Source organism: Bradyrhizobium sp. Pa8 (assembly GCF_052588265.1).
Genome location: NZ_CP176767.1, coordinates 5,239,085 through 5,257,655 on the forward strand (window position 1 = coordinate 5,239,085; position 18,571 = coordinate 5,257,655).

General features: G+C 64.4%; 18 protein-coding genes. 7 read left to right on the top strand and 11 right to left on the bottom strand.

What is annotated here, in order from left to right; genetic code table 11:
• Positions 1 to 27: 27 nt before the first annotated feature.
• The 6 genes from ACKWRH_RS24325 to ACKWRH_RS24350 all read left to right on the top strand — a co-directional run bounded on the left by ACKWRH_RS24325 (position 28) and on the right by ACKWRH_RS24350 (position 6,004).
• Positions 28 to 1,314: an ABC transporter substrate-binding protein gene (locus ACKWRH_RS24325; RefSeq protein WP_445215581.1), complete on the top strand. Its 1,287-nt coding sequence runs from the start codon at positions 28 to 30 to the stop codon at positions 1,312 to 1,314.
• On the top strand, positions 1,311 to 2,231 hold the full coding sequence (locus ACKWRH_RS24330) for a carbohydrate ABC transporter permease (RefSeq protein WP_445215582.1): 921 nt from the start codon (positions 1,311 to 1,313) through the stop codon (positions 2,229 to 2,231). The genes ACKWRH_RS24325 and ACKWRH_RS24330 overlap by 4 nt, the downstream gene beginning before the upstream one ends.
• Positions 2,224 to 3,081 carry a carbohydrate ABC transporter permease gene (locus ACKWRH_RS24335; RefSeq protein ID WP_014494951.1) on the top strand — a complete coding sequence of 286 codons (858 nt, stop codon included), beginning with the start codon at positions 2,224 to 2,226 and terminating at the stop codon, positions 3,079 to 3,081. Before ACKWRH_RS24330 ends, ACKWRH_RS24335 begins: the two co-directional genes overlap by 8 nt.
• Before the next feature lie 10 nt (positions 3,082 to 3,091).
• Positions 3,092 to 4,201 carry an ABC transporter ATP-binding protein gene (locus tag ACKWRH_RS24340; RefSeq protein WP_445215583.1) on the top strand — a complete coding sequence of 370 codons (1,110 nt, stop codon included), beginning with the start codon at positions 3,092 to 3,094 and terminating at the stop codon, positions 4,199 to 4,201.
• Complete coding sequence (locus ACKWRH_RS24345) at positions 4,198 to 4,965, top strand: SDR family NAD(P)-dependent oxidoreductase (RefSeq protein ID WP_445215584.1); 768 nt, start codon at positions 4,198 to 4,200, stop codon at positions 4,963 to 4,965. Before ACKWRH_RS24340 ends, ACKWRH_RS24345 begins: the two co-directional genes overlap by 4 nt.
• 90 nt (positions 4,966 to 5,055) lie before the next feature.
• A protein-coding gene (locus ACKWRH_RS24350) for an IS630 family transposase (RefSeq protein WP_445215585.1) occupies positions 5,056 to 6,004 on the top strand; the annotation gives its coding sequence in 2 pieces (ribosomal slippage) (positions 5,056 to 5,391 and positions 5,393 to 6,004; 948 coding nt in all).
• A gap of 6 nt (positions 6,005 to 6,010) precedes the next feature.
• On the opposite strand, the gene lpxB is transcribed toward ACKWRH_RS24350, so the two are convergent.
• Genes lpxB through lpxA form a run of 3 tightly spaced genes read right to left on the bottom strand, consistent with a single transcriptional unit; the run spans position 6,011 to position 8,860 of the window.
• Positions 6,011 to 7,192 (bottom strand): lipid-A-disaccharide synthase, encoded by a 1,182-nt coding sequence (gene lpxB / locus ACKWRH_RS24355; protein ID WP_445215586.1) that lies wholly within the window; start codon positions 7,190 to 7,192, stop codon positions 6,011 to 6,013.
• On the bottom strand, positions 7,189 to 8,046 hold the full coding sequence (locus ACKWRH_RS24360; RefSeq protein ID WP_445215587.1) for an LpxI family protein: 858 nt from the start codon (positions 8,044 to 8,046) through the stop codon (positions 7,189 to 7,191). The genes lpxB and ACKWRH_RS24360 overlap by 4 nt, the downstream gene beginning before the upstream one ends.
• A gap of 19 nt (positions 8,047 to 8,065) precedes the next feature.
• A complete protein-coding gene (gene lpxA / locus ACKWRH_RS24365) occupies positions 8,066 to 8,860 on the bottom strand; it encodes an acyl-ACP--UDP-N-acetylglucosamine O-acyltransferase (protein ID WP_445215588.1) in 795 nt (264 codons plus the stop codon).
• Between the two features lie 277 nt (positions 8,861 to 9,137).
• Between lpxA and ACKWRH_RS24370 the strand changes: the two genes are divergently transcribed.
• Positions 9,138 to 9,461, top strand: coding sequence for a KTSC domain-containing protein (locus ACKWRH_RS24370; protein WP_445215589.1), 324 nt, complete (start codon positions 9,138 to 9,140; stop codon positions 9,459 to 9,461).
• A 24-nt stretch (positions 9,462 to 9,485) separates the two neighbouring features.
• Here ACKWRH_RS24370 and fabZ read toward each other — a convergent pair whose 3' ends face one another.
• From fabZ to frr, 8 genes are all read right to left on the bottom strand, one after another.
• Positions 9,486 to 9,947, bottom strand: a complete 462-nt coding sequence (gene fabZ, locus ACKWRH_RS24375; RefSeq protein WP_028156003.1) for a 3-hydroxyacyl-ACP dehydratase FabZ — start codon at positions 9,945 to 9,947, stop codon at positions 9,486 to 9,488.
• Complete coding sequence (gene lpxD, locus ACKWRH_RS24380; protein WP_445215590.1) at positions 9,944 to 11,011, bottom strand: UDP-3-O-(3-hydroxymyristoyl)glucosamine N-acyltransferase; 1,068 nt, start codon at positions 11,009 to 11,011, stop codon at positions 9,944 to 9,946. Before lpxD ends, fabZ begins: the two co-directional genes overlap by 4 nt.
• A gap of 127 nt (positions 11,012 to 11,138) precedes the next feature.
• The gene (gene bamA / locus ACKWRH_RS24385; protein ID WP_445215591.1) at positions 11,139 to 13,679 is read right to left on the bottom strand and encodes an outer membrane protein assembly factor BamA; all 2,541 of its coding nucleotides are present in this window, start codon (positions 13,677 to 13,679) and stop codon (positions 11,139 to 11,141) included.
• Between the two features lie 174 nt (positions 13,680 to 13,853).
• On the bottom strand, positions 13,854 to 15,005 hold the full coding sequence (rseP, locus tag ACKWRH_RS24390) for an RIP metalloprotease RseP (RefSeq protein ID WP_445215592.1): 1,152 nt from the start codon (positions 15,003 to 15,005) through the stop codon (positions 13,854 to 13,856).
• A 44-nt stretch (positions 15,006 to 15,049) separates the two neighbouring features.
• On the bottom strand, positions 15,050 to 16,273 hold the full coding sequence (dxr, locus tag ACKWRH_RS24395; protein WP_282524942.1) for a 1-deoxy-D-xylulose-5-phosphate reductoisomerase: 1,224 nt from the start codon (positions 16,271 to 16,273) through the stop codon (positions 15,050 to 15,052).
• Between the two features lie 4 nt (positions 16,274 to 16,277).
• Positions 16,278 to 17,120 carry a phosphatidate cytidylyltransferase gene (locus ACKWRH_RS24400; RefSeq protein WP_445215593.1) on the bottom strand — a complete coding sequence of 281 codons (843 nt, stop codon included), beginning with the start codon at positions 17,118 to 17,120 and terminating at the stop codon, positions 16,278 to 16,280.
• Positions 17,117 to 17,875, bottom strand: a complete 759-nt coding sequence (locus ACKWRH_RS24405) for an isoprenyl transferase (RefSeq protein ID WP_014494938.1) — start codon at positions 17,873 to 17,875, stop codon at positions 17,117 to 17,119. The genes ACKWRH_RS24400 and ACKWRH_RS24405 overlap by 4 nt, the downstream gene beginning before the upstream one ends.
• A gap of 100 nt (positions 17,876 to 17,975) precedes the next feature.
• Positions 17,976 to 18,539, bottom strand: a complete 564-nt coding sequence (gene frr / locus ACKWRH_RS24410; RefSeq protein ID WP_445215594.1) for a ribosome recycling factor — start codon at positions 18,537 to 18,539, stop codon at positions 17,976 to 17,978.
• Positions 18,540 to 18,571: the final 32 nt, after the last annotated feature.

Genomic DNA, 18,571 nt, shown 5'->3' on the forward strand with positions numbered 1-18,571 from the left:
AGAAAGTTCACACCGGGAGGAACTGCCATGCCGATCACGACAACAAGGCGCCGTCTGCTCGCTGGGTCTGCGGCCGCACTCGCATTACCGGCATTCGCCCGCGCGCAAGGCGCGGCCAAGCCGCGCCTGACCGCGATCTCGCAATGGTCCGCAGGCAGCGATGGGGCGGCGATCACCGCACTCGGCAAGAAATTCGAGGAGAAAGGCGGCGTCTGGCAGCACTCGCCCGTCCCCGGCTTCACCACAGAGATGATGAACAAGCTGCGCGCTCAGATCATCGCCGGCGATCCGCCGGCCTGCTCGCAGCTCAAGGGCCCCGAGATTGCGGCCTGGTCGAAGATCGCCCCGACTGTCGATCTCGACGCCCTCGTCGCGGCCGCCGGCTACGAAAAGGTCGTCGCTCCGGACCTCGCAAAATTGCACAAGCCGGGAGGCAAGTGGATTGCGCTGCCGTTGCAGATCTACAGCACCAACATGCTGTTTCTCTCCAAGCGCGCGATGGACAAGGCCAAGGCCGACAAGATTCCGGTTACCTGGGCCGACTTCAACGAGCTCGCCGACAAGATGAAGGCGGGCGGCATCACCTACCCCATCGCCAACGGCGGCACCCGCCCCGATGACGGGCAGAAATTCGAGGCCTCTTTGGCCGGCATCAGTCCCACGGCATACCGTGCGGCCATCATGAATCTCGACAAGAAGGCCCTGGAGGGCCCCGAGATCAAGGCTGCCTTCGTCCAGGTCCGCAAGATCGCCAACTGGATGGACCCCAACGTCGGCGCCCAACCCTACGCCACCAATTTGAAGCGCTTCGTCGACGGCGACATGGGCATGATGATCATGGGCGGCTGGGCGCAGGGCGTGTTGCGCAACGCCGGTTTCAAGTTCGACGACTTCATGATCACGCCGGGCCCGAGCGACAATGGCAGGCCGGTCTTCCTGTTGAATGCCGACGCCTTCATCTTCTGGCAGCGCAAGGAGCCCGACCTCCAGGCCGGTCAGACGTTGATGGCCCAGCTCGTCATGGATCCGGCGATCCAGACCATGTACTCGCAGATCACGGGATCGATCCCGGTGCGCACCGATGTCGACCTCTCCGGTGAGGGCTGGTCGGACGGTCAACGGCGGACCGCAGCCGCGCTCAAGGACGCTGTCGCCAACAATCAGGCCGTCCTGAGTCTTGCGCACAACATGGCGCAGGAAAACGGCATGACGGCCGCGATGATCGACGTGCTCACCGAGTATGTGAAGAACAAGACGATCACGCCGGAGCAGGCGGTCACCCGCCTCGCCGAGGCCGTCGAGGGTTCGCGTTGACCGACACCGTCTCCACAGCAACGCGGCCGGCGACGTCTGACGTCGTGCGCCGGCTGCCCGAATATCTGATGATCTGGATGCCACTGCTGTTGTCGGCTGCGCATCTCATTTCGTTTTCGCTGTGGACGATCTGGATTTCGTTCACGCCCTCTACCCTTGTTCCGGTTACGGGCTGGGTGGGCTTGCGCAACTACAACGCGGTCCTGGCATCGCGGAACTGGCAGATTGCCTTCGACAATCTGCTGCTGTTTGGCAGTGCTTTCGTGCTGCTGAGTTTGATCACCGGCCTTGTGCTTGCGATCCTGCTCGATCAGCGCATTCGCGGCGAGAATGTGCTGCGATCCATCTTCCTGTATCCGCTTGCGGTGTCGTTCGTCGTCACCGGCACGGTCTGGAGCTGGCTACTCAATCCCGGCATCGGGATCCAGAAGCTCGTCCATGACCTCGGCTGGACCTCCTTCCGGTTCGACTGGCTGATCGACCGTGACATGGCGATCTGGACGATCGTGATTGCCGCGATCTGGCAATCCTCGGGCTTCGCCATGGCGCTCTTCCTCGCCGGCCTTCGCTCCGTCGATTCCGATATCATCAAGGCCGCCCAGATCGACGGCGCTGGACCGGTCCGAACCTATTGGCGGGTCATTCTGCCGACGCTCTGGCCGATCACCATCACCGTCGTCGTCGTCCAGTTGCAGTTCGCGATCTCGGCCTTCGACCTTGTCCGTGCGCTCACCAATGGCGGGCCGGGAATCGCGACCCAGCTGCCGGCCCTTGTCGTCTACGACCTCATGTTCCAGCGCAGCCAGCTCGGCCGGGGCGCCGCGGCGGCGGTGCTCATGCTGCTCATTCTCCTCGCGGTGCTGCTACCCTATGCGGCGTGGCGTTATGTCCAGCGAAGGCAGGCCACCCATGCGTGACCGCAGCTTCGCACCGAGCCGAATTCTGATCTATCTCGTCGTGACATTGTTCGCTGCGGCCTATCTCGCGCCACTCGTTGTTGTCGTCCTGAACTCTCTCCGCACCAACGAGGAGATCGCGCAGGGTTCGATGATCGGCTGGCCGCAACATTTGGCCTGGAGCAACTACGCCAAGGCCTGGAGCGGTTTCTGCGTCGCCGAGACCTGCGCCGGCATCCGGCCGTACATGCTGAACTCCGCGCTCGTCACCATCCCGGCGACGATTTTCTCGACCCTGCTCGGCGCTGTCGCCGGTTACGCCGTGTCACTCTGGCGCTTTCGCGGCGACAGCTGGATCTACGGCATCGTGACCCTCGGCCTCTTCCTTCCCCAGCAGATGCGCCTGCTTCCCTGGACCATCGTGCTGCGGGACACCGGTCTCATCAACACGCTGACGGGCCTCGTGCTGATTCACACGATCCAGGGGCTCTCCTTCACCACGCTGTTCTGCCGAAACTACTATGTCGCCATTCCACACGAGTTGATCAGGGCCGCACGCATCGATGGCGCCGGGTTCTTTCGCATTTTCTGGCGCATCATACTGCCACTCTCGGCTCCTATTCTGATCGTCACCGTGATCTGGCAGTTCACGCATATCTGGAACGAATTCCTCTATGGCGTGACATTCACCACCGGCCAGCAGCAGCCCGTCACGGCCGCGCTCATTGCGCTCTCCGCCGCAATTGCGGACATTCCGCAGCATGGCGTGCAGAGCGCCGCGGTGATCATCGCGGCGCTGCCCACTTTGTTGATCTATCTCCTCGGCGGACGGTACTTCGTACGCGGCCTGACCGCCGGCGCAGTGAAATGATGGGGTCGTCATGGCAGCACTGAGCATTCGCACCCTGTCCAAGCGCTACGCCAATCTGGAGGTGCTGAAGGGCATCAATCTCGACATCGAGAGCGGCGAATTCACCGTGCTGGTCGGGCCATCCGGCTGTGGCAAGTCCACCCTGCTCAACATCGTCGCCGGGCTCGATCGTCCGAGTGACGGAACGATCGAGATCGGCGGACGCGTCGTCAACGACGTCCCGCCCAAGGATCGCGACATCGCGATGGTGTTCCAGTCCTACGCGCTCTATCCGTCGATGACGGTGCGCCAGAACATCACCTTCGGCATGGAATGCCGTCACGTTCCGAAGGTCGAGCAGGAGAAGGCGCTGGCGAATGTGGCTCGCCTCCTCCAGATCGAGCCCCTGCTCGGCCGCAAGCCGTCGCAGCTGTCGGGCGGCCAGCGCCAGCGCGTGGCGATGGGACGGGCGCTGGTGCGCGATCCCCTGCTCTTCCTGTTCGACGAGCCGCTCTCCAATCTCGATGCGAAGCTGCGCGTCGAGATGCGGATGGAGATCAAGCGGCTGCACCAGCGCATCGGCGCCACCATCATCTATGTCACCCACGATCAGATCGAGGCGATGACGATGGCAACGCGCATCGCGGTGATGCATCGGGGCGTGGTGCAGCAGTTCGCCGATCCGGACACCGTGTACCGCTATCCGGCCAATCTGTTCGTCGCCCGCTTCATGGGTTCGCCGCCGATGAACACCATGCCGGGGCGGCTCGAGGCCGATAGCGGCGGACCCGTGGCCGTGATCGGCGCGGGGCGACCGGACGAGGTTCGTCTGCGCCTGCATGGACACGACGCGGCGGCATCTTATGTCGGCCGCGACGTGGTCGTCGGGATCAGGCCGGAATGCATCGCCGAGGCCAGCCGCGTCTTTTCCAGGGAGCCACCTGTGCTCGTCGACGCGCCGGTCGAGATGGTCGAACCGACCGGCGCCGAGACAATCGTGCTGCTGCGGCTCGGCGGCGAGACTGCGCTGGCGCGCATCACGCCGGATATCCGTCCCGCGCCTGGCGCGACCGCCACCTTCGCGCTCGACACGCGGCGCATTTGCCTGTTCGACCCCGAGACGGAGCGGCTGATCGCATGACCCGGACCATCTATCCCAGCCTTGCCGGCCGCGTGGTGTTGATCACCGGCGGCGCCAGCGGCATCGGTGCCGCTTTCGTGCGCGCCTTCGCCACCCAGGGCGCCCGTGTTGCCTTCCTCGACATCGATGCGAGCGCCGGCGAAGCGCTGGTGCGGGACGTCTCGGCCACATCCGGCTCCACGCCCCTGTTTGTGCCCTGCGACCTGCTCGACATCGACGCCTTGCGCGCTGCGATGGCACGGGTGCACGGATCGCTCGGCGATGCCGCAGTCCTCGTCAACAATGCCGCCAACGACCAGCGTCAGGTGCTGGCCGAGGTGACGCCGGCCGAATTCGACTGGACGATCGGCGTCAATCTCAAGCACGTCTTCTTCGCGGCCCAGGCAGTGGTGCCGCAGATGCAGGCGCGCGGCGGCGGCTCGATCATCAACATGTCGTCGGTGGCGTGGATCCGCGGTGCGCCGGCGTTGCCGGTCTATGCCGCGGCGAAGGCGGCGATCGTCGGCTTCACCAACTCGCTGGCCAGGTCAGTCGGCCCCGACCGCATTCGCGTCAACGCGATCGCGCCCGGCATGGTGATCACCGAGCGCCAGCGCCGGCTCTGGTTTCCGGACGAGCAGAAGATCTCCGAGCTGCGCACCCGCCAGGCGGTGCCCGATGCGGTGACGCCCGAGGACATCGCCAGCATGGCGCTGTTTCTCGCGTCGGACGAGAGCCAGCGTATCACCAGCCAGTATTTTCGGGTCGACGGCGGCTTGGCTTAGAGCCTTTCATTGCTTAATTGAATCGGAGGGGATTCCGGTTTTTGGCGGATTGTGATTCAAGATGCTGACTGGATTGGAGGCCAGCATCGCATGACCCGACCTCTTTCCCTGGATCTTCGCGAGCGTGTGGTGGCGTCGGTTTTGGCGGGCGAGAGCTGCCGGTCTGTGGCGGAACGGTTTGGTGTTGCGGTCTCGTCGGTTGTGAAGTGGTCACAGCGGCAGCGGGCGACCGGCTCGGTTGTGCCTGGCAAGATGGGCGGTCACCGCAAGCCTGTGCTTGATCCGCACCGCGCCTTCATCGTCGAGCGGATCACTCAGACGCCGCACCTGACGCTGCATGGTCTGAAGGCGGAACTGGCAACCCGTGGGGTCAAGGTCTCACACAACGCGGTCTGGCTGTTCCTGCGTCGGGAAGGGCTGCGGTTCAAAAAAAACACTGTTCGCCCTCGAACAGGCTCGCGCCGACGTCTCTCGTAGGCGCCAGCGTTGGCGATCCTGGCAGGCCGGACTTGATCCGGGCCGGCTCGTCTTCATCGATGAGACCTGGATCAAGACCAACATGGCCCCTTTGCGGGGCTGGGGCCCCAAAGGGGCACGCCTGCGCGGCTTCGCCCCACACGGTCACTGGCGTACCCTCACATTCCTCGGCGCGCTCCGTCATGACCAACTCACGGCACCCTGCGTCTTCGACGGCCCGATCAACGGCGAATGCTTCCGCGCTTATGTGAAGCACCTTCTCCTGCCAACCCTGCGCGAAGGCGACATCGTCATTCTCGACAATCTCGGAAGCCACAAGTCGAAAGCTGTCAGGCAGATGATCCAGGCTGCTGGCGCCAGGCTCTGGTACCTGCCGCCATACTCGCCCGACCTCAACCCGATCGAACAGGCCTTCTCCAAGATCAAACACTGGATGCGGCAAGCTCAGAAGCGCACCATCGAGGACACTTGGCGCCACATCGGTCACCTCGTCCACGACATCCAGCCTCGCGAATGCGCCAACTACTTCGCCAACGCCGGTTATGCTTCAGTCAAAATGTGAAACGCTCTAGCTCCGCCGCCCCTTGCGCATCGTCGCAAGCACGATGTCGGCGGCGAGCACGCTCGGCGACTTGTTGCCAGTGGACATCATGGTGTCGAGCCGTGCGAAGGCCTCAACCTGTCGTTTGCGCAGCGGCGTGTCCGTGAGCAGCTCCGTCAATGCCGGCGCCAGCTTCTCCGGCATGCAGTCTTCCTGCAAGAACTCCGGAATGACATCCTCGCCGATCACGAGATTGGCGAGGATCACCGAGGAGACGCGGATCGCGCGGCGCAGGATGAAGGCTTCGATCGCGCCGACGCGATAGGCCGTCACCATCGGAATGCCTGATAGCGCGAGCTCCAGCGTCACGGTGCCGGATTTGGCCAGCGCCGCGCGCGCGGTTCGAAATGCGGCACGCCTCTCGGTCTCGCCGACCACGATTTGCGGCTTGACCGGCCAGCTCGCGATGCCTTCGCGGATGGTGGCTTCGAGATGCGGCATGGTCGGCAGCTTCAGTTCGAAGGCACGGCCTTCGGCCTGGAGCCGTCCGAGTGTCGCGCCAAACACGTCGAGATGGTGCCTGATCTCGCTGCGGCGGCTGCCGGGCAGCACCAGCAGAACCGGCGGCTCGGCATCGCGGCGCCGCTGCTCCTCCGCATTTGGCCGCAGCGACGGCAACTGCTCGATCAGGGGATGGCCGACATAGCTGCATGGCGGCCCGCCGAGCTTGCGGTACTCCTCCGGCTCGAACGGCAACAGGCCAAGCACATGATCGACGTAGCCGAGCATGGTCCGCGCCCGTCCCGGCCGCCAGGCCCAGAGCTGCGGCGAGACATAGTCGACGACCGGGATCGCGGGATTCTTCGCGCGCACGCGGCGGGCAACGCGATGGGTGAAATCGGGGCTGTCGATGATGACGAGCGCGTCGGGCGCAGCCTCCAGCACGGCGTCCACGGTCTGGCGGATCAGCCGCAATATCTTCGGCAATTGCTGCACCACCGCGGCGAACCCGACGATCGACAGCTCCTCGATCGGAAACAGCGTCTCGAGCCCCTCGCGCGCCATGGTCCGACCGCCGACGCCCACGAACTGCACGCCGTCGCCGAGCCGCTGGCGCAACACCTTCATCAAGGCGCTGCCGAGCCGGTCGCCGGATTCCTCCGTCGCGATCAGGAAGATCTTTCGCTTGGGATCGCGGCTCTGCATCACGTCGTCAGGCCGATGACGAAGAGATATTTGGCGTCGGCGAGCGAGATCATCGCCTGCGGCTCGGCGGCGATGGTATTGCCGGCGACGACGGCGATGCCGGCCAGTCCAGCGCGAGCGACGCCCTCCAGGGTACGCGGGCCGATCGTCGGCAGGTCGAAGCGCAAATCCTGCCCGCTCTTAGGTACCTTCACCAGCACCCCGCGTCCTGCCGCAGCGCGGATGCGACCTTCCTCGCGCAGGCGTGCCACGCGCGCGAGCAGCGCGTCGGTGCCCTCGATATCCTCGATCGCCACCACATGGCCGTCGATCACGACCGCGGCCTGGCCGATGTCGAACGGGCCGAGCGCGGTCAGCACCGCGCGGCCGCGCTCGATGTCGGCCTTGCTGTTGTCGTTCGGCCAGGCGCGGCTGATGCAGCCCTCGGGCATCAGCAGATCCGGCGCGACATCCTTGATGCCGACCATGCGAAAGCCGCCTTGCTCGAGAATGCGCCCGACGCCGGACAACAGATGATCGTCGCCGCCGCGGAAGGCGCGGATGACGTTGCCGAGCAGGCGCAGTGTCGTGACGTCGAACCTTATTTCGGACAGTGCGGGCCGCACCAATGTGCCGATGAAGATCAGATCGCGGCAGCCCTCCTCGCGGAACAGCCGCATGGCGCGGCCGAGCTGGCCGACCGAGATCCAGCGATGGCGGAATTGCTCCACTCGCGTCGGATCGCAGGCACCCCGCAGCGGGAACAGCACCGGCGTGATGCCGCGCGCGGCAAGCGAGTCGGCGACCGCGAACGGCATGGCGCCGCCGCCGGCGACGACGCCGACCGGCGACGAAATCTCCGAAGCCGCCGATGTCATGCCCGCGGCCATCCCGAAATCACTTCTCGATGGCGGGAAGACAGATCGGGCGATGCTTGCGCTTGCCGATGAAGTCGAGGATTTCGGCAATCGCGGGGTCTTCGCTCGCGAGCGGCTGGGCCGCCGCGAGCCGCTCGGCGAACGTGCCGGGGCCGTGGAAGAGTTTTTGGTAGAACGATTGCACGGTCGCGCGCCGCTGCTTGGTGAACTGCCGCCGCTTCATCCCGATGAGATTGAGGCCTTCCAGCGCCGCATACTGGCCGTTGGCGAGGCCGAACGGAATGATGTCGTCGCGCACGCCCGAGAGACCGCCGACCATCACCTGCGGGCCGATGCGCGTGAGCTGATGCACCGCCGACAGGCCGCCGATATAGACGAAATCGCCGATCTCGCAGTGGCCGCCGAGCGTCGCCGAGGTCGCGAAGATCACGTTGTTGCCGACCATGCAGTCATGGCCGACATGGCTGTTGTTCATGAAGTAGCCGCCGTTGCCGACGCGCGTCAGCCCGCCGCCCTTGATGGTGCCGACATTCATCGTCGCGCCTTCGCGGATGGTGCAGCCGGAACCGACCTCCAGCCTGGTCGGCTCGCCCTTGTAGCTGAGATCCTGGGGCGCGCCGCCCAGCACCGCGAAGGGCGAGATCACGCAGCCGTCACCGATCGAGGTGTGGCCGATGACCGTGACCTGTCCGATCAGCTTGCAGTTCGCGCCGATCACGGCATCCGGACCGATGATGCAAAAGGGTCCGATCTCGGTACCCTCGCCGATCACGGCGCCGTCCGCGACCCGTGCGGTGGGATCAATCTTACTCATCAAGCAATCTGACTCATCAAGAAGGTCTGATTATGTGTTGAAGTCGCTCGGTTTTCCGGTGGTTAGCGCGACTATGCCCGATCTGTCCAGTGACGTATCATCTCGGCCTGTTTCAGGCGCCGGATGAGCCGGCCGTCCTAAAGCACGATGAGATTGGGATGAATCGTCATCGTACTTCAGGCTATTGTTTAAGCATGATCCTTTCGGAAAACCGCTGCACACTTTTCCGGATCATGCTCTAGCCCTTCAACGCCTTCATGTGGAGCTTGAAGTCATCGTGGTCAGGGCCCTGGCAGTTCTGCTCGCACAGCTCGCGGCCGCCCCGATCGTCTCCGAGACGGTCGAGACCCGCGAACGCCGCTTCGTCGATCTCGGGACGTTCGAGTGCCGCGACATCACCCGCAGCACGGTGCTTCAGCGGGTCTGCTACGACCGCACGCGGCAGAACCTCATCGTCGCGATCGACGGCCAATATGACCGCTATTGCGGGGTCGCGGCCGAGACGGTCGACAGCCTGCTCGGCGCACCGTCCATGGGCCAGTTCTTCAACCGGAGTATCAGGCGCGAGCCGGCCGGCGGCCGTTACGGCTGCGGCGCATAATCCATTTCCGCTGGCTTGAGCCGCTCAGTCCGTCAGCATGGCGCCGACGTCGGCTTCGGCAACGATCTGGCCGTTGACCTTGGCGTCGCCGTGAAACCACCACATCGTCTTGCGGCGGCCGATCGAACGCATGTGATATTCGATGGTGTCGCCGGGCAGCACCGGCTTGCGGAATTTGCACTTGTCGATGGTGAGGAAATACACCGCGCGCGGCTTCTCGGTGCCCTCGACCGAGGTGATGCCGATCACGCCCGCGGTCTGCGCCATCGCTTCGATCATCATCACGCCGGGATAGACCGGGCGTTCCGGGAAATGGCCCTGGAAGGCCGGCTCGTTGAAGGTGACGTTCTTGATGCCGATGCCGCTGTAATCTGCGCGGATATTGATCACCCGGTCGATCAGCAGCATCGGGAAACGGTGCGGCAGCGTCCGGAGGATCGCGTTGATATCCACCAGCTCGAATTTGATCGGTGATTCCTCCGTCATTCCCGTCCCTCGTTCTTCGGATCGGCCCTGCTGTCGCGTACCAGGCGCTCCACCGCGATAATTTCCTTGAACCACTGCTTGGTCGGCTTGGCGAAAAAGCCGCCCCAGCGTCCGTTCGGCGGGATGTCGTCCTTGACGCCGCTCATCGCGGTGACCTGGGCCCCATCGCCGATCTTGAGGTGATTGTTGATGCCAACCTTTGCTCCCAGCGCCACGTTGTCGCCGATCGTCAGGCTGCCTGCGAGCCCGATCTGGGCCGCCAGCAGGCAGTTCCGACCGATGGTCACATTGTGGCCGATCTGGACCTGGTTGTCGATTTTGGTGCCCTCCCCGATTACGGTGTCGCGCAGGGAGCCGCGATCGATGGTGGTGCCGGCGCCGACTTCCACATTGTTCTGGATCAGCACGCGGCCGGTCTGGGGCACCTTGAGATGGCCCTCGGGGCCGAAGAAGATGAAGCCATAGCCGTCCTGGCCGATCGAGCAGCCGGGATGGATCAGCACGTTGTTGCCGATCAGCGCGCACTGGATGGCCGTGCGGGCGCCGACATTGCAGTCCCGGCCGATCTTGACGCCGGGACCGATGACCACGCCGGCCCCGATCACGGTGCCGCTGCCGATCTCGACGTCAGGGCCGATGACGGTCAGGGGATCGACGATGACGTCGTCCTCCAGCCGGGCCGAGGGATCGATGATGGCCGACGGGGCGATGCCGTCATTACCGACCCAGGACTGCGGGCGCAGCGCATCGCCGTGCCATTCCCGGGCGAGCCCGACGAAGGCGCGGAACGGCTGCGCCACCCGCAGCACGGCCACATGCGCGGGCACCTTGGCCTCGAAGCGCGGACTCACCAGGCAAGCTCCGGCCCTGGTCGCCTTGAGCTCGTCGGCATATTTGAGGTTGTCGAAGAACGCCAGATGCATCGGGCCGGCTTCGTCGAGCGAAGCAAGACCGGTAATGACGTGACCGCCCCTGGCTGGGTCGACGAGCTGCGCCTTGGTCAGCGCTGCAATGTCAGCCAGCGCTGAGGCCGGCGGCTTTTTGAAGAAGGTCGGCTGCGCCATTCCACCCCATCGCGGTCCGGCTTCGGCATGAAGCGGTCAGGCCGCATCATGCCTTATCTCACGGATTGAGCACGATCTTTTTGGAAACCGGCCCCACAAGGGGCCGGCTCATGCCCTGCTGATCGAATTAGAACGAGGTGCCGCCGCCGAACCGGAACTCCTGGGTACGGTCGTACTTGCCCTTGGTGAGCGGCACGGCGTAGTCGAAGCGCAGCGGTCCAAATGGCGACTGCCAGATCAGGCCGACACCAACCGACGAACGGACGACGTTGCCGTTGTCATACACCAGGCCGGTACAGGTTCCAGCCGTGGGCGGGTTGATGGTCGACGGCGCACAGTTCGAGTTCCTGGTCGTGGTCATTTCGTTGGTCAGCGACCACGTCGTTGGGCCCTGATAGTCGAAGAGGCCGCCGGCGTCGGCGTAGACCGCGCCCTTCAGACCCACTTCCTTCGGCAGGAACCAGAACGGCATCTGCAATTCGAACGAAGCGCCCCAATATTTGGTACCGCCAAGCGCGTCTTGCGTGCCAAAGGGATTCAAATCGCGCGGACCGATGCCGTTCGGAGCAAAGCCGCGGACCAAGTTCGGGCCCATCTGGAACTGATCCAGCATGCGGATATCATTGTTGCCGATCTTGTTCAGCATGCCGCCCTGAAGGTGAACGAGGCCGACGATGTCGGACACCAGCGGAGCGTAGTACTTCGCGTCCACGACGGACTTCAGGTAGGTGACGTCGCCGCCCACGCCGGCGAAGTCCTGCCGGAAGTCGACGAGCAGACCGTCGGTGGGGTTCTTGTTGTTGTCCAGCGTGTTGTAGGTCAGCGTGTAGCCGAGCGCCGAGGTCAGGGTCTTGCCGCCGGCAAGCTCCTTGCGGACCGGCAGCGAGGCTTCGCCGTCGGAGTAGCAGCCGAGACCGCCGGTCGAGGTCAGATCGATCGGCGGCGTTTGCGATGCGGCAAAGGCCGGGCTCGGGTTGAAGGCCGACGAACCGAGGACGTTGTTACAGTTCGCCAGGTAGGACGGCAGCGTGATTTCCTGCTGGTAGATCGAGTAGCGCAGCTGGAGCGCCAGATCTTCACGCAAGGAGAAGCCGAGGCGCGGCGAGAAGCCGAGCGTCTTGGTGCCGTAGGAGATGTAGCTGTTGGCCAGCTGCTGGCGCTGATAGAGGTCGAGACCGAGCGCGACGCGGTAGTCGAGCAGATACGGCTCGACGAACGACAGCGAATAGCCGCGCGCATACTGGCCGTAGGTCACCGACGCCTTGGCGAACAGGCCGCGGCCGAGCAAATTGCGCTCGGAGATCGAGACTTCGGCGAGCGCGCCGTCGGTCGTCGAGTAACCGCCCGAGACCGAGAAGTCGCCGGTCGATTTCTCCTCGAGATCGACGATCAGGACCACGCGGTCGCTGGAGGAGCCCGGCTCCGTCGTGATCTTCACGCTCTTGAAGTAGTCGAGGTTCTTCAGGCGGCGCTCGGCACGGTCGACCAGCGCGCGGTTGTAGGCATCGCCCTCGGAGATGTCGAACTCGCGGCGGATCACGTAGTCGCGCGTGCGGGTGTTGCCGCGGACGTTGATGCGCTCGATATAGGTGCGCGGGCCTTCGTCGATGTTGAACACCACGGCGACGGTGTGCGCCTCGAAATTGCGGTCGCCGCCGGGACGGACCACGGCGAAGGCATAGCCGCGACGCGACGCCTCGATCTGCATTTCCTCGACCGACTTCTCGACCGACTCGACGTTGTAGAGCGCGCCGACATTGACGCGCGAATAGGAGCGCATCGTGGTCGGATCGAAGTTCGGAATGGAGGAGCGGAAGTCGACGGTGCCGACGCGGTACTGCGAGCCTTCCTCGATCTTGAAGGTGACGTTGAAGCCCTTCTTCTCCGGATCGTATTCGGTGAGCGCGGCGACGACCTGGACGTCGGCGAAACCGTTCTTGAGATAGAAACGACGGATCAGATCGCGGTCGGCCTCGACGCGATCGGGATCGTAGATGTCGTTGCTGGCGAGGAAGCTCAGCAGGTTCGATTCGTGCGTCTTGATGACGTCGCGCAGGCGGTAGGACGAGAACGCGTTGTTGCCGACGAACTCGATCGACTTGACGCCGGTCTTGGCGCCCTCCTCGACCGTGAAGACCAGGTCGACGCGGTTATTCGGCTGCTCGATGATCTCGGGCGTGACGCGGACGTCATAGCGGCCCGAGCGGCGGTAGATTTCGGCGATTCGCAGCGTGTCCGACTGCACCATGGCGCGGGAGAAGGTGCCGCGCGCCTTGGACTGGACTTCAGCGGTGAGCTGCTCGTCCTTGATCTTCTTGTTGCCTTCGAACGCGATGCGGCCGATCACCGGGTTTTCCACCACAGAGACGATGATCTGGCCGCCGGAACCGCGATTGATTCGCACGTCCTGGAACAGGCCGGTCTCGATCAGGGCCTTCAGGCCGTCATCGATGGCGCCCTGATCCAGGCGGCCACCCGGGCCCGGCTTGAAATAGGAGCGGATCGTCTCCACCTCGACACGGCGATTTCCTTCGACGGAAATCGACTGGACGGTCTGAGCAAGCGCAGACGAAGACACAAAAGCAGCCCCAACCGGGGCAAGCACCGGCGCGCCGAACAAGATCAGGGATGCGAGCAAGCCCCCCCGGAGTCGCAGTCCAAACTTCATTGCGCAACGCGCCCTTATCAGTACCAGACCCAACCCCAACGCCGGTCCGGGAGATTCCCCAAGTTCGAAGCCGCTTGTAGCCAATTTCCCCGATGCCGCAAACGGCTGCTGACACCGCAATTTCAATTTCATTCCAAGACGTTGCTCATGAGCAACGCCACAAAAAAGCCCGTATCAGGAAGCTGCCATCCGCAAGATGTCGTTGTAGGTGGCAAACACCATCAGCATCAGCACCAAACCGAGCCCGATTCGGAACCCCATCTCCTGAGTCCGCTCGGACAGGGGTCGGCCCCGGACCACCTCCGCCGCGTAGAACATCAGGTGACCGCCATCGAGCAGCGGGATCGGGAACAGGTTCAACAGCCCGATCGACACCGACAGCACCGCGCACAAATTGATCACGAACTGGAAGCCGGCGCTGGCCGCCTGCCCCGACATCTTGGCGATGCCGAGCACGCCGCTGACCTCATTGGGATTGCCTTGTCCGACGAACAGCGAGCCAAGGAACTTGAAGGTGCTGGTGATGATGAACCAGACCTGCTCGACCCCGATCTTGAGCGCTTCGCCGACGCCGACCGGCGTGGTCGAGGCCTCGCCGGCCTGGGACTTGTGCTCGACGCCGAGCACGCCGAGGCGGTGGCTGTTGCCAAAGGGATCCTTGCGCTCAAGCAGCGCCGGCGTCGCGGTCAGGGAGACGATGGCGCCGTCCCGCTTGACCTGGAAGGCAAGCGCCGAACCGGCATTCATCGCAACGATTCGCTGCATGTCGGCAAAGCTCTCGATCGGCTTGCCGTCGATCTGCACGACGACGTCGCCGATCTTGAAGCCGGCCGCGGCCGCAGCGCCGTCGGCGACGACGCCGTCGACGCGGGCGATCGTGCTCGGCTTGCCGTAATAGAGCGCCATGGCGGCGAAGATCAGCGCGCCCAGGATGAAATTGGCGATCGGTCCGGCCGCGACGATGGCGGCGCGCGGGCCGACCTTCTTGTGATGGAAGCTGCCGGCGCGCTCCTCGGCCGTCATAGCCGCGAGCGTCTCGGCCGACGGGGTCGAAGCTTCGCTCTCGTCGCCGAAGAACTTGACGTAGCCGCCGAGCGGGATCGCCGATATCTTCCAGCGGGTGCCATGGCGGTCGTTGAAGCCGACCAGCTCCGGTCCGAAACCGAGCGAGAAGGTCAGCACCCGAACGCCCGCCCAGCGCGCGACCAGGAAATGGCCGAGCTCATGGAAGAACACGACGATCGTCAGGACGAACAGGAAGGGAACCGCGTAGCCGAGGAGCCCATGGCTCAACGTATTGAAACTATGGACGAAAAAGTCGATCATCGAATTCCCTCATCCAGCGCCGCAAGGCCCTGGCCCCGTGCCATCTAGGATGCCTTTAAGGCAATTTGAGGCAATAGGGCGGCAGCTCTATTTCGCGCAACATGGTCAACAGAGATTGCATCGTCGGCGGACGTCAGGGGAGCCTGGTTCCCGCCGCGGATCCAGTCGTCCAGCGTCGCCTCGACCAGCCGCGCAATCGCGCCGAACCGGATCTTGCCGGCGATGAAAGCGGCGACCGCAACCTCGTTGGCGGCGTTGTAGACGGTGGTCGCCCCCTTCCCGGTCCGGAGCGAATCGAAGGCCAGCCGAAGTCCGGGGAAGCGCTCGAAATCCGGCGCCTCGAAGGTCAGCTGGCCGATCTTGGCCAGATCGAGCTTGGCCGCCGGCCCCTTGATGCGATCGGGCCAGCCGAGGCAGTGCGCGATCGGCGTGCGCATGTCGGGAGAACCGAGCTGGGCCACCACCGAACGGTCGGAGAACTCGACCATGCCGTGGATGATCGACTGCGGATGCACGAGGACGTCGATCTCGTCGGGCGAGAGCGCGAACAGATAGGACGCCTCGATCACCTCGAGGCCCTTGTTCATCATCGAGGCGGAATCGATCGTGATCTTCTGGCCCATGCTCCAGTTCGGATGCTTCAAGGCCTGCTCGAGTGTCGCCTGCTCGATGTCGGCGGGCTTCCAGGTCCGGAACGGCCCGCCCGAGGCGGTGATGATGACGCGGACGAGCTCATCGCGGTTGCCTGAGCCGAGTGCCTGGAACAGCGCATTGTGCTCGGAATCGGCCGGCAGGATGCAGGCGCCCGCTTTCGCCGCGCGCTGCATGAAGAAATCGCCGGCGCAGACGAGACATTCCTTGTTGGCGAGCGCGACATGCGCGCCGCGATCGACCGCGGCCAGGGCCGGCTTCAGTCCGGCGGCGCCGCTTACGGCGGCCATCACCCAATCGGCCGGACGCGCGCCGGCTTCGATCACCGCGCTTTCGCCCGCGCCGCATTCCGTGCTCGTTCCCGCGAGCGCAGCCTTGAGCTCTGCGAACTTGGATGTGTCGGCAATCGCGACGTAGCGCGCGGAAAATTCCTTGGCGAGCTTGGCCAGCGCTTCGACATTGCCGTTCGCCGTCAAGGCTTCGACGCGATAGCGCTCGGGAGAGGCGCGCAGCAGATCCATCGTGCTGTCGCCGATCGAGCCGGTGGCGCCGAGAACCGTGACACTGCGGACGCTCGACGCCGCAGCCTTGTTGTTACGCAATGGGACCGCGCTCATATCCTCACCAAACCATAAGACCGCTTCCGGCGCTATGCACACCATGGCGGAGAAAGCCGATAATCCATGCCATCAGGATGGCGGCGACAAAACCGTCCAGGCGGTCCAGTAACCCGCCATGGCCGGGAATTAAGTGACTGGAATCCTTGACGCCGAAGCGCCGCTTCACCGCGGATTCGAACAGATCGCCCGCCTGCGATACCACCGACAGGATGGCGCTGACGAGCAGCAGTGGAACCGCCTTTCCGATCCCGCACGCCGCAAAGCCGGCCGCAACCAAAAGGCTCGCCGCAAAGCCGCCGAGCGCCCCGGACCAGGTCTTCTTCGGGCTCACGCGCGGCCATAGTTTCGGTCCGCCAATGCTGCGTCCGGCGAAATAGCCGCCGATATCGGTCGCCCACACTACGAGCAGCACGAACATCAGCGCGGCGAAGCCGTTGACGAGATCCTGCCGCACCAGGATCGAGGCCAGCAGCGCCGCCGATGCGTAGGCGAAGCCGGTGGCCGCCCAGATGAACTTGCCCCGCGCGATCAGCGTCACGATCGCGCCGCCGATGAGGCCGATGACGATTGCGGTCTTGAGCGCGCCGAAGGCGACGCAGGCCCCCATCATGGCAATGACGATGGTCCCCGCCCCGGTCAGTGCGGCAGACCCCGCGCCCACCACCATCAGCCATTCCGCAAACAGCCCGATCGACACCAGGGTGACGAGAAGCGCCCATAGCCAGCCGCCGGCGTAGGCGAGCGCGATGGCGAGCGGCGCCAGCACCAGCGCCGCGAGGACTCGCATCACGAGATTGCTCGGGGCAGGCTTCGCGCCCGCCGATGCGGCGTCGGGTTCGCTCACGAGGCGTTTTTCGCGACCAGACCGCCGAAACGGCGCTCGCGTCTGGCGAATTCGGCGATTGCGCCTTCCAGCGCCGCCTTGTCGAAATCGGGCCAGTGGATCGGCACGAAGACCAGCTCGCTGTAGGCGGCCTGCCACATCAGGAAGTTGGATAGCCGCTGCTCGCCGCTGGTGCGGATGATGAGATCGGGATCGGGGATGTCGGGCGCATCGAGATGAGCCCCGATCGTCTCGGCGTCGATCGTTTCAGGGGCGCGCTTGCCGTCTGCGACTTCCCGCGCGAGCTTCTGGGCGGCTTTCGCGATTTCCTGCCGCGAACCGTAATTGAAGGCGACGACCAGCGTCAGGCGCGTGTTGTCGCGCGTCAGTTCCTCGGCCTCGTTGAGGAGTGCGCAGATGTCGCTATCGAGTCCGTCGCGCTCGCCGATGATGCGGACCTTGACGCCGTCGCGATGCAGGCTCGCGAGATCGTTGCGGATGAAGCGGCGCAGGAGACCAAACAGATCGCCGATCTCGCTCGCCGGGCGCGACCAGTTCTCCGAAGAGAAGGAGAAGATGGTGAGATAGCGGATGCCGAGCTCGTGCGAGGCACGCACCACCCGGCGCAGCGCCTCGACACCGCGGCGATGCCCTTCAGCCCGCGGCAGGCCGCGCGCGGCCGCCCAACGCCCGTTGCCATCCATGATGATGGCGACATGCGCAGGCGCGTCGGACCGGTCGGGTCCTTCCGTTGCTGGCGCGGCGGCGTTGGACATGAAGGCGGCCCTAAAGCATGATCCGGACAAGTGCGAAGCGGATTTCCGAAAAGATCATGCGCGAACAATAACCTAAAGCGCGATGACAGTTCATCGCGCTTTAGACGGTGAGGATTTCTTTTTCCTTGGCGGCCAGCAACTGGTCGATCTCGGCGATGGTGCCGTCGGTCGCCTTCTGCACCTCGTCGGCGTGACGCTTCTGATCGTCCTCCGACATCTCGTGATTCTTCTCGGCCTTCTTGAGGACGTCGAGGCCGTCGCGGCGGACGTGACGCGCGGCGACCTTGGCCGCTTCCGCGTATTTGTGCGCGACCTTGACGAGCTCCTTGCGACGCTCCTCATTGAGCTCGGGGATGCGCAGGCGCAGCACCTGGCCCTCGGTCGCGGGCGACAGGCCGAGATTGGAATCGACGATCGCCTTCTCGACCGGCTTGACCATCGACTTGTCCCAGACCTGCACCGAGATCAGCCGCGGCTCCGGCACGCTGACGGTGGCAAGCTGGTTGAGCGGCATGTGGCTGCCGTAAGCCTCGACCTGCACCGGGTCGAGCATCGAGGCCGACGCGCGCCCCGTGCGCAGGCCGCCAAGCTCGTGCTTGAGGGCCTGGACGGCGCCCTGCATGCGACGCTTCACTTCGTTGAGGTCGAAATTACCCGTGGCCATCACGTTTCTCCTTCAAAATCCCGGCGACTCAC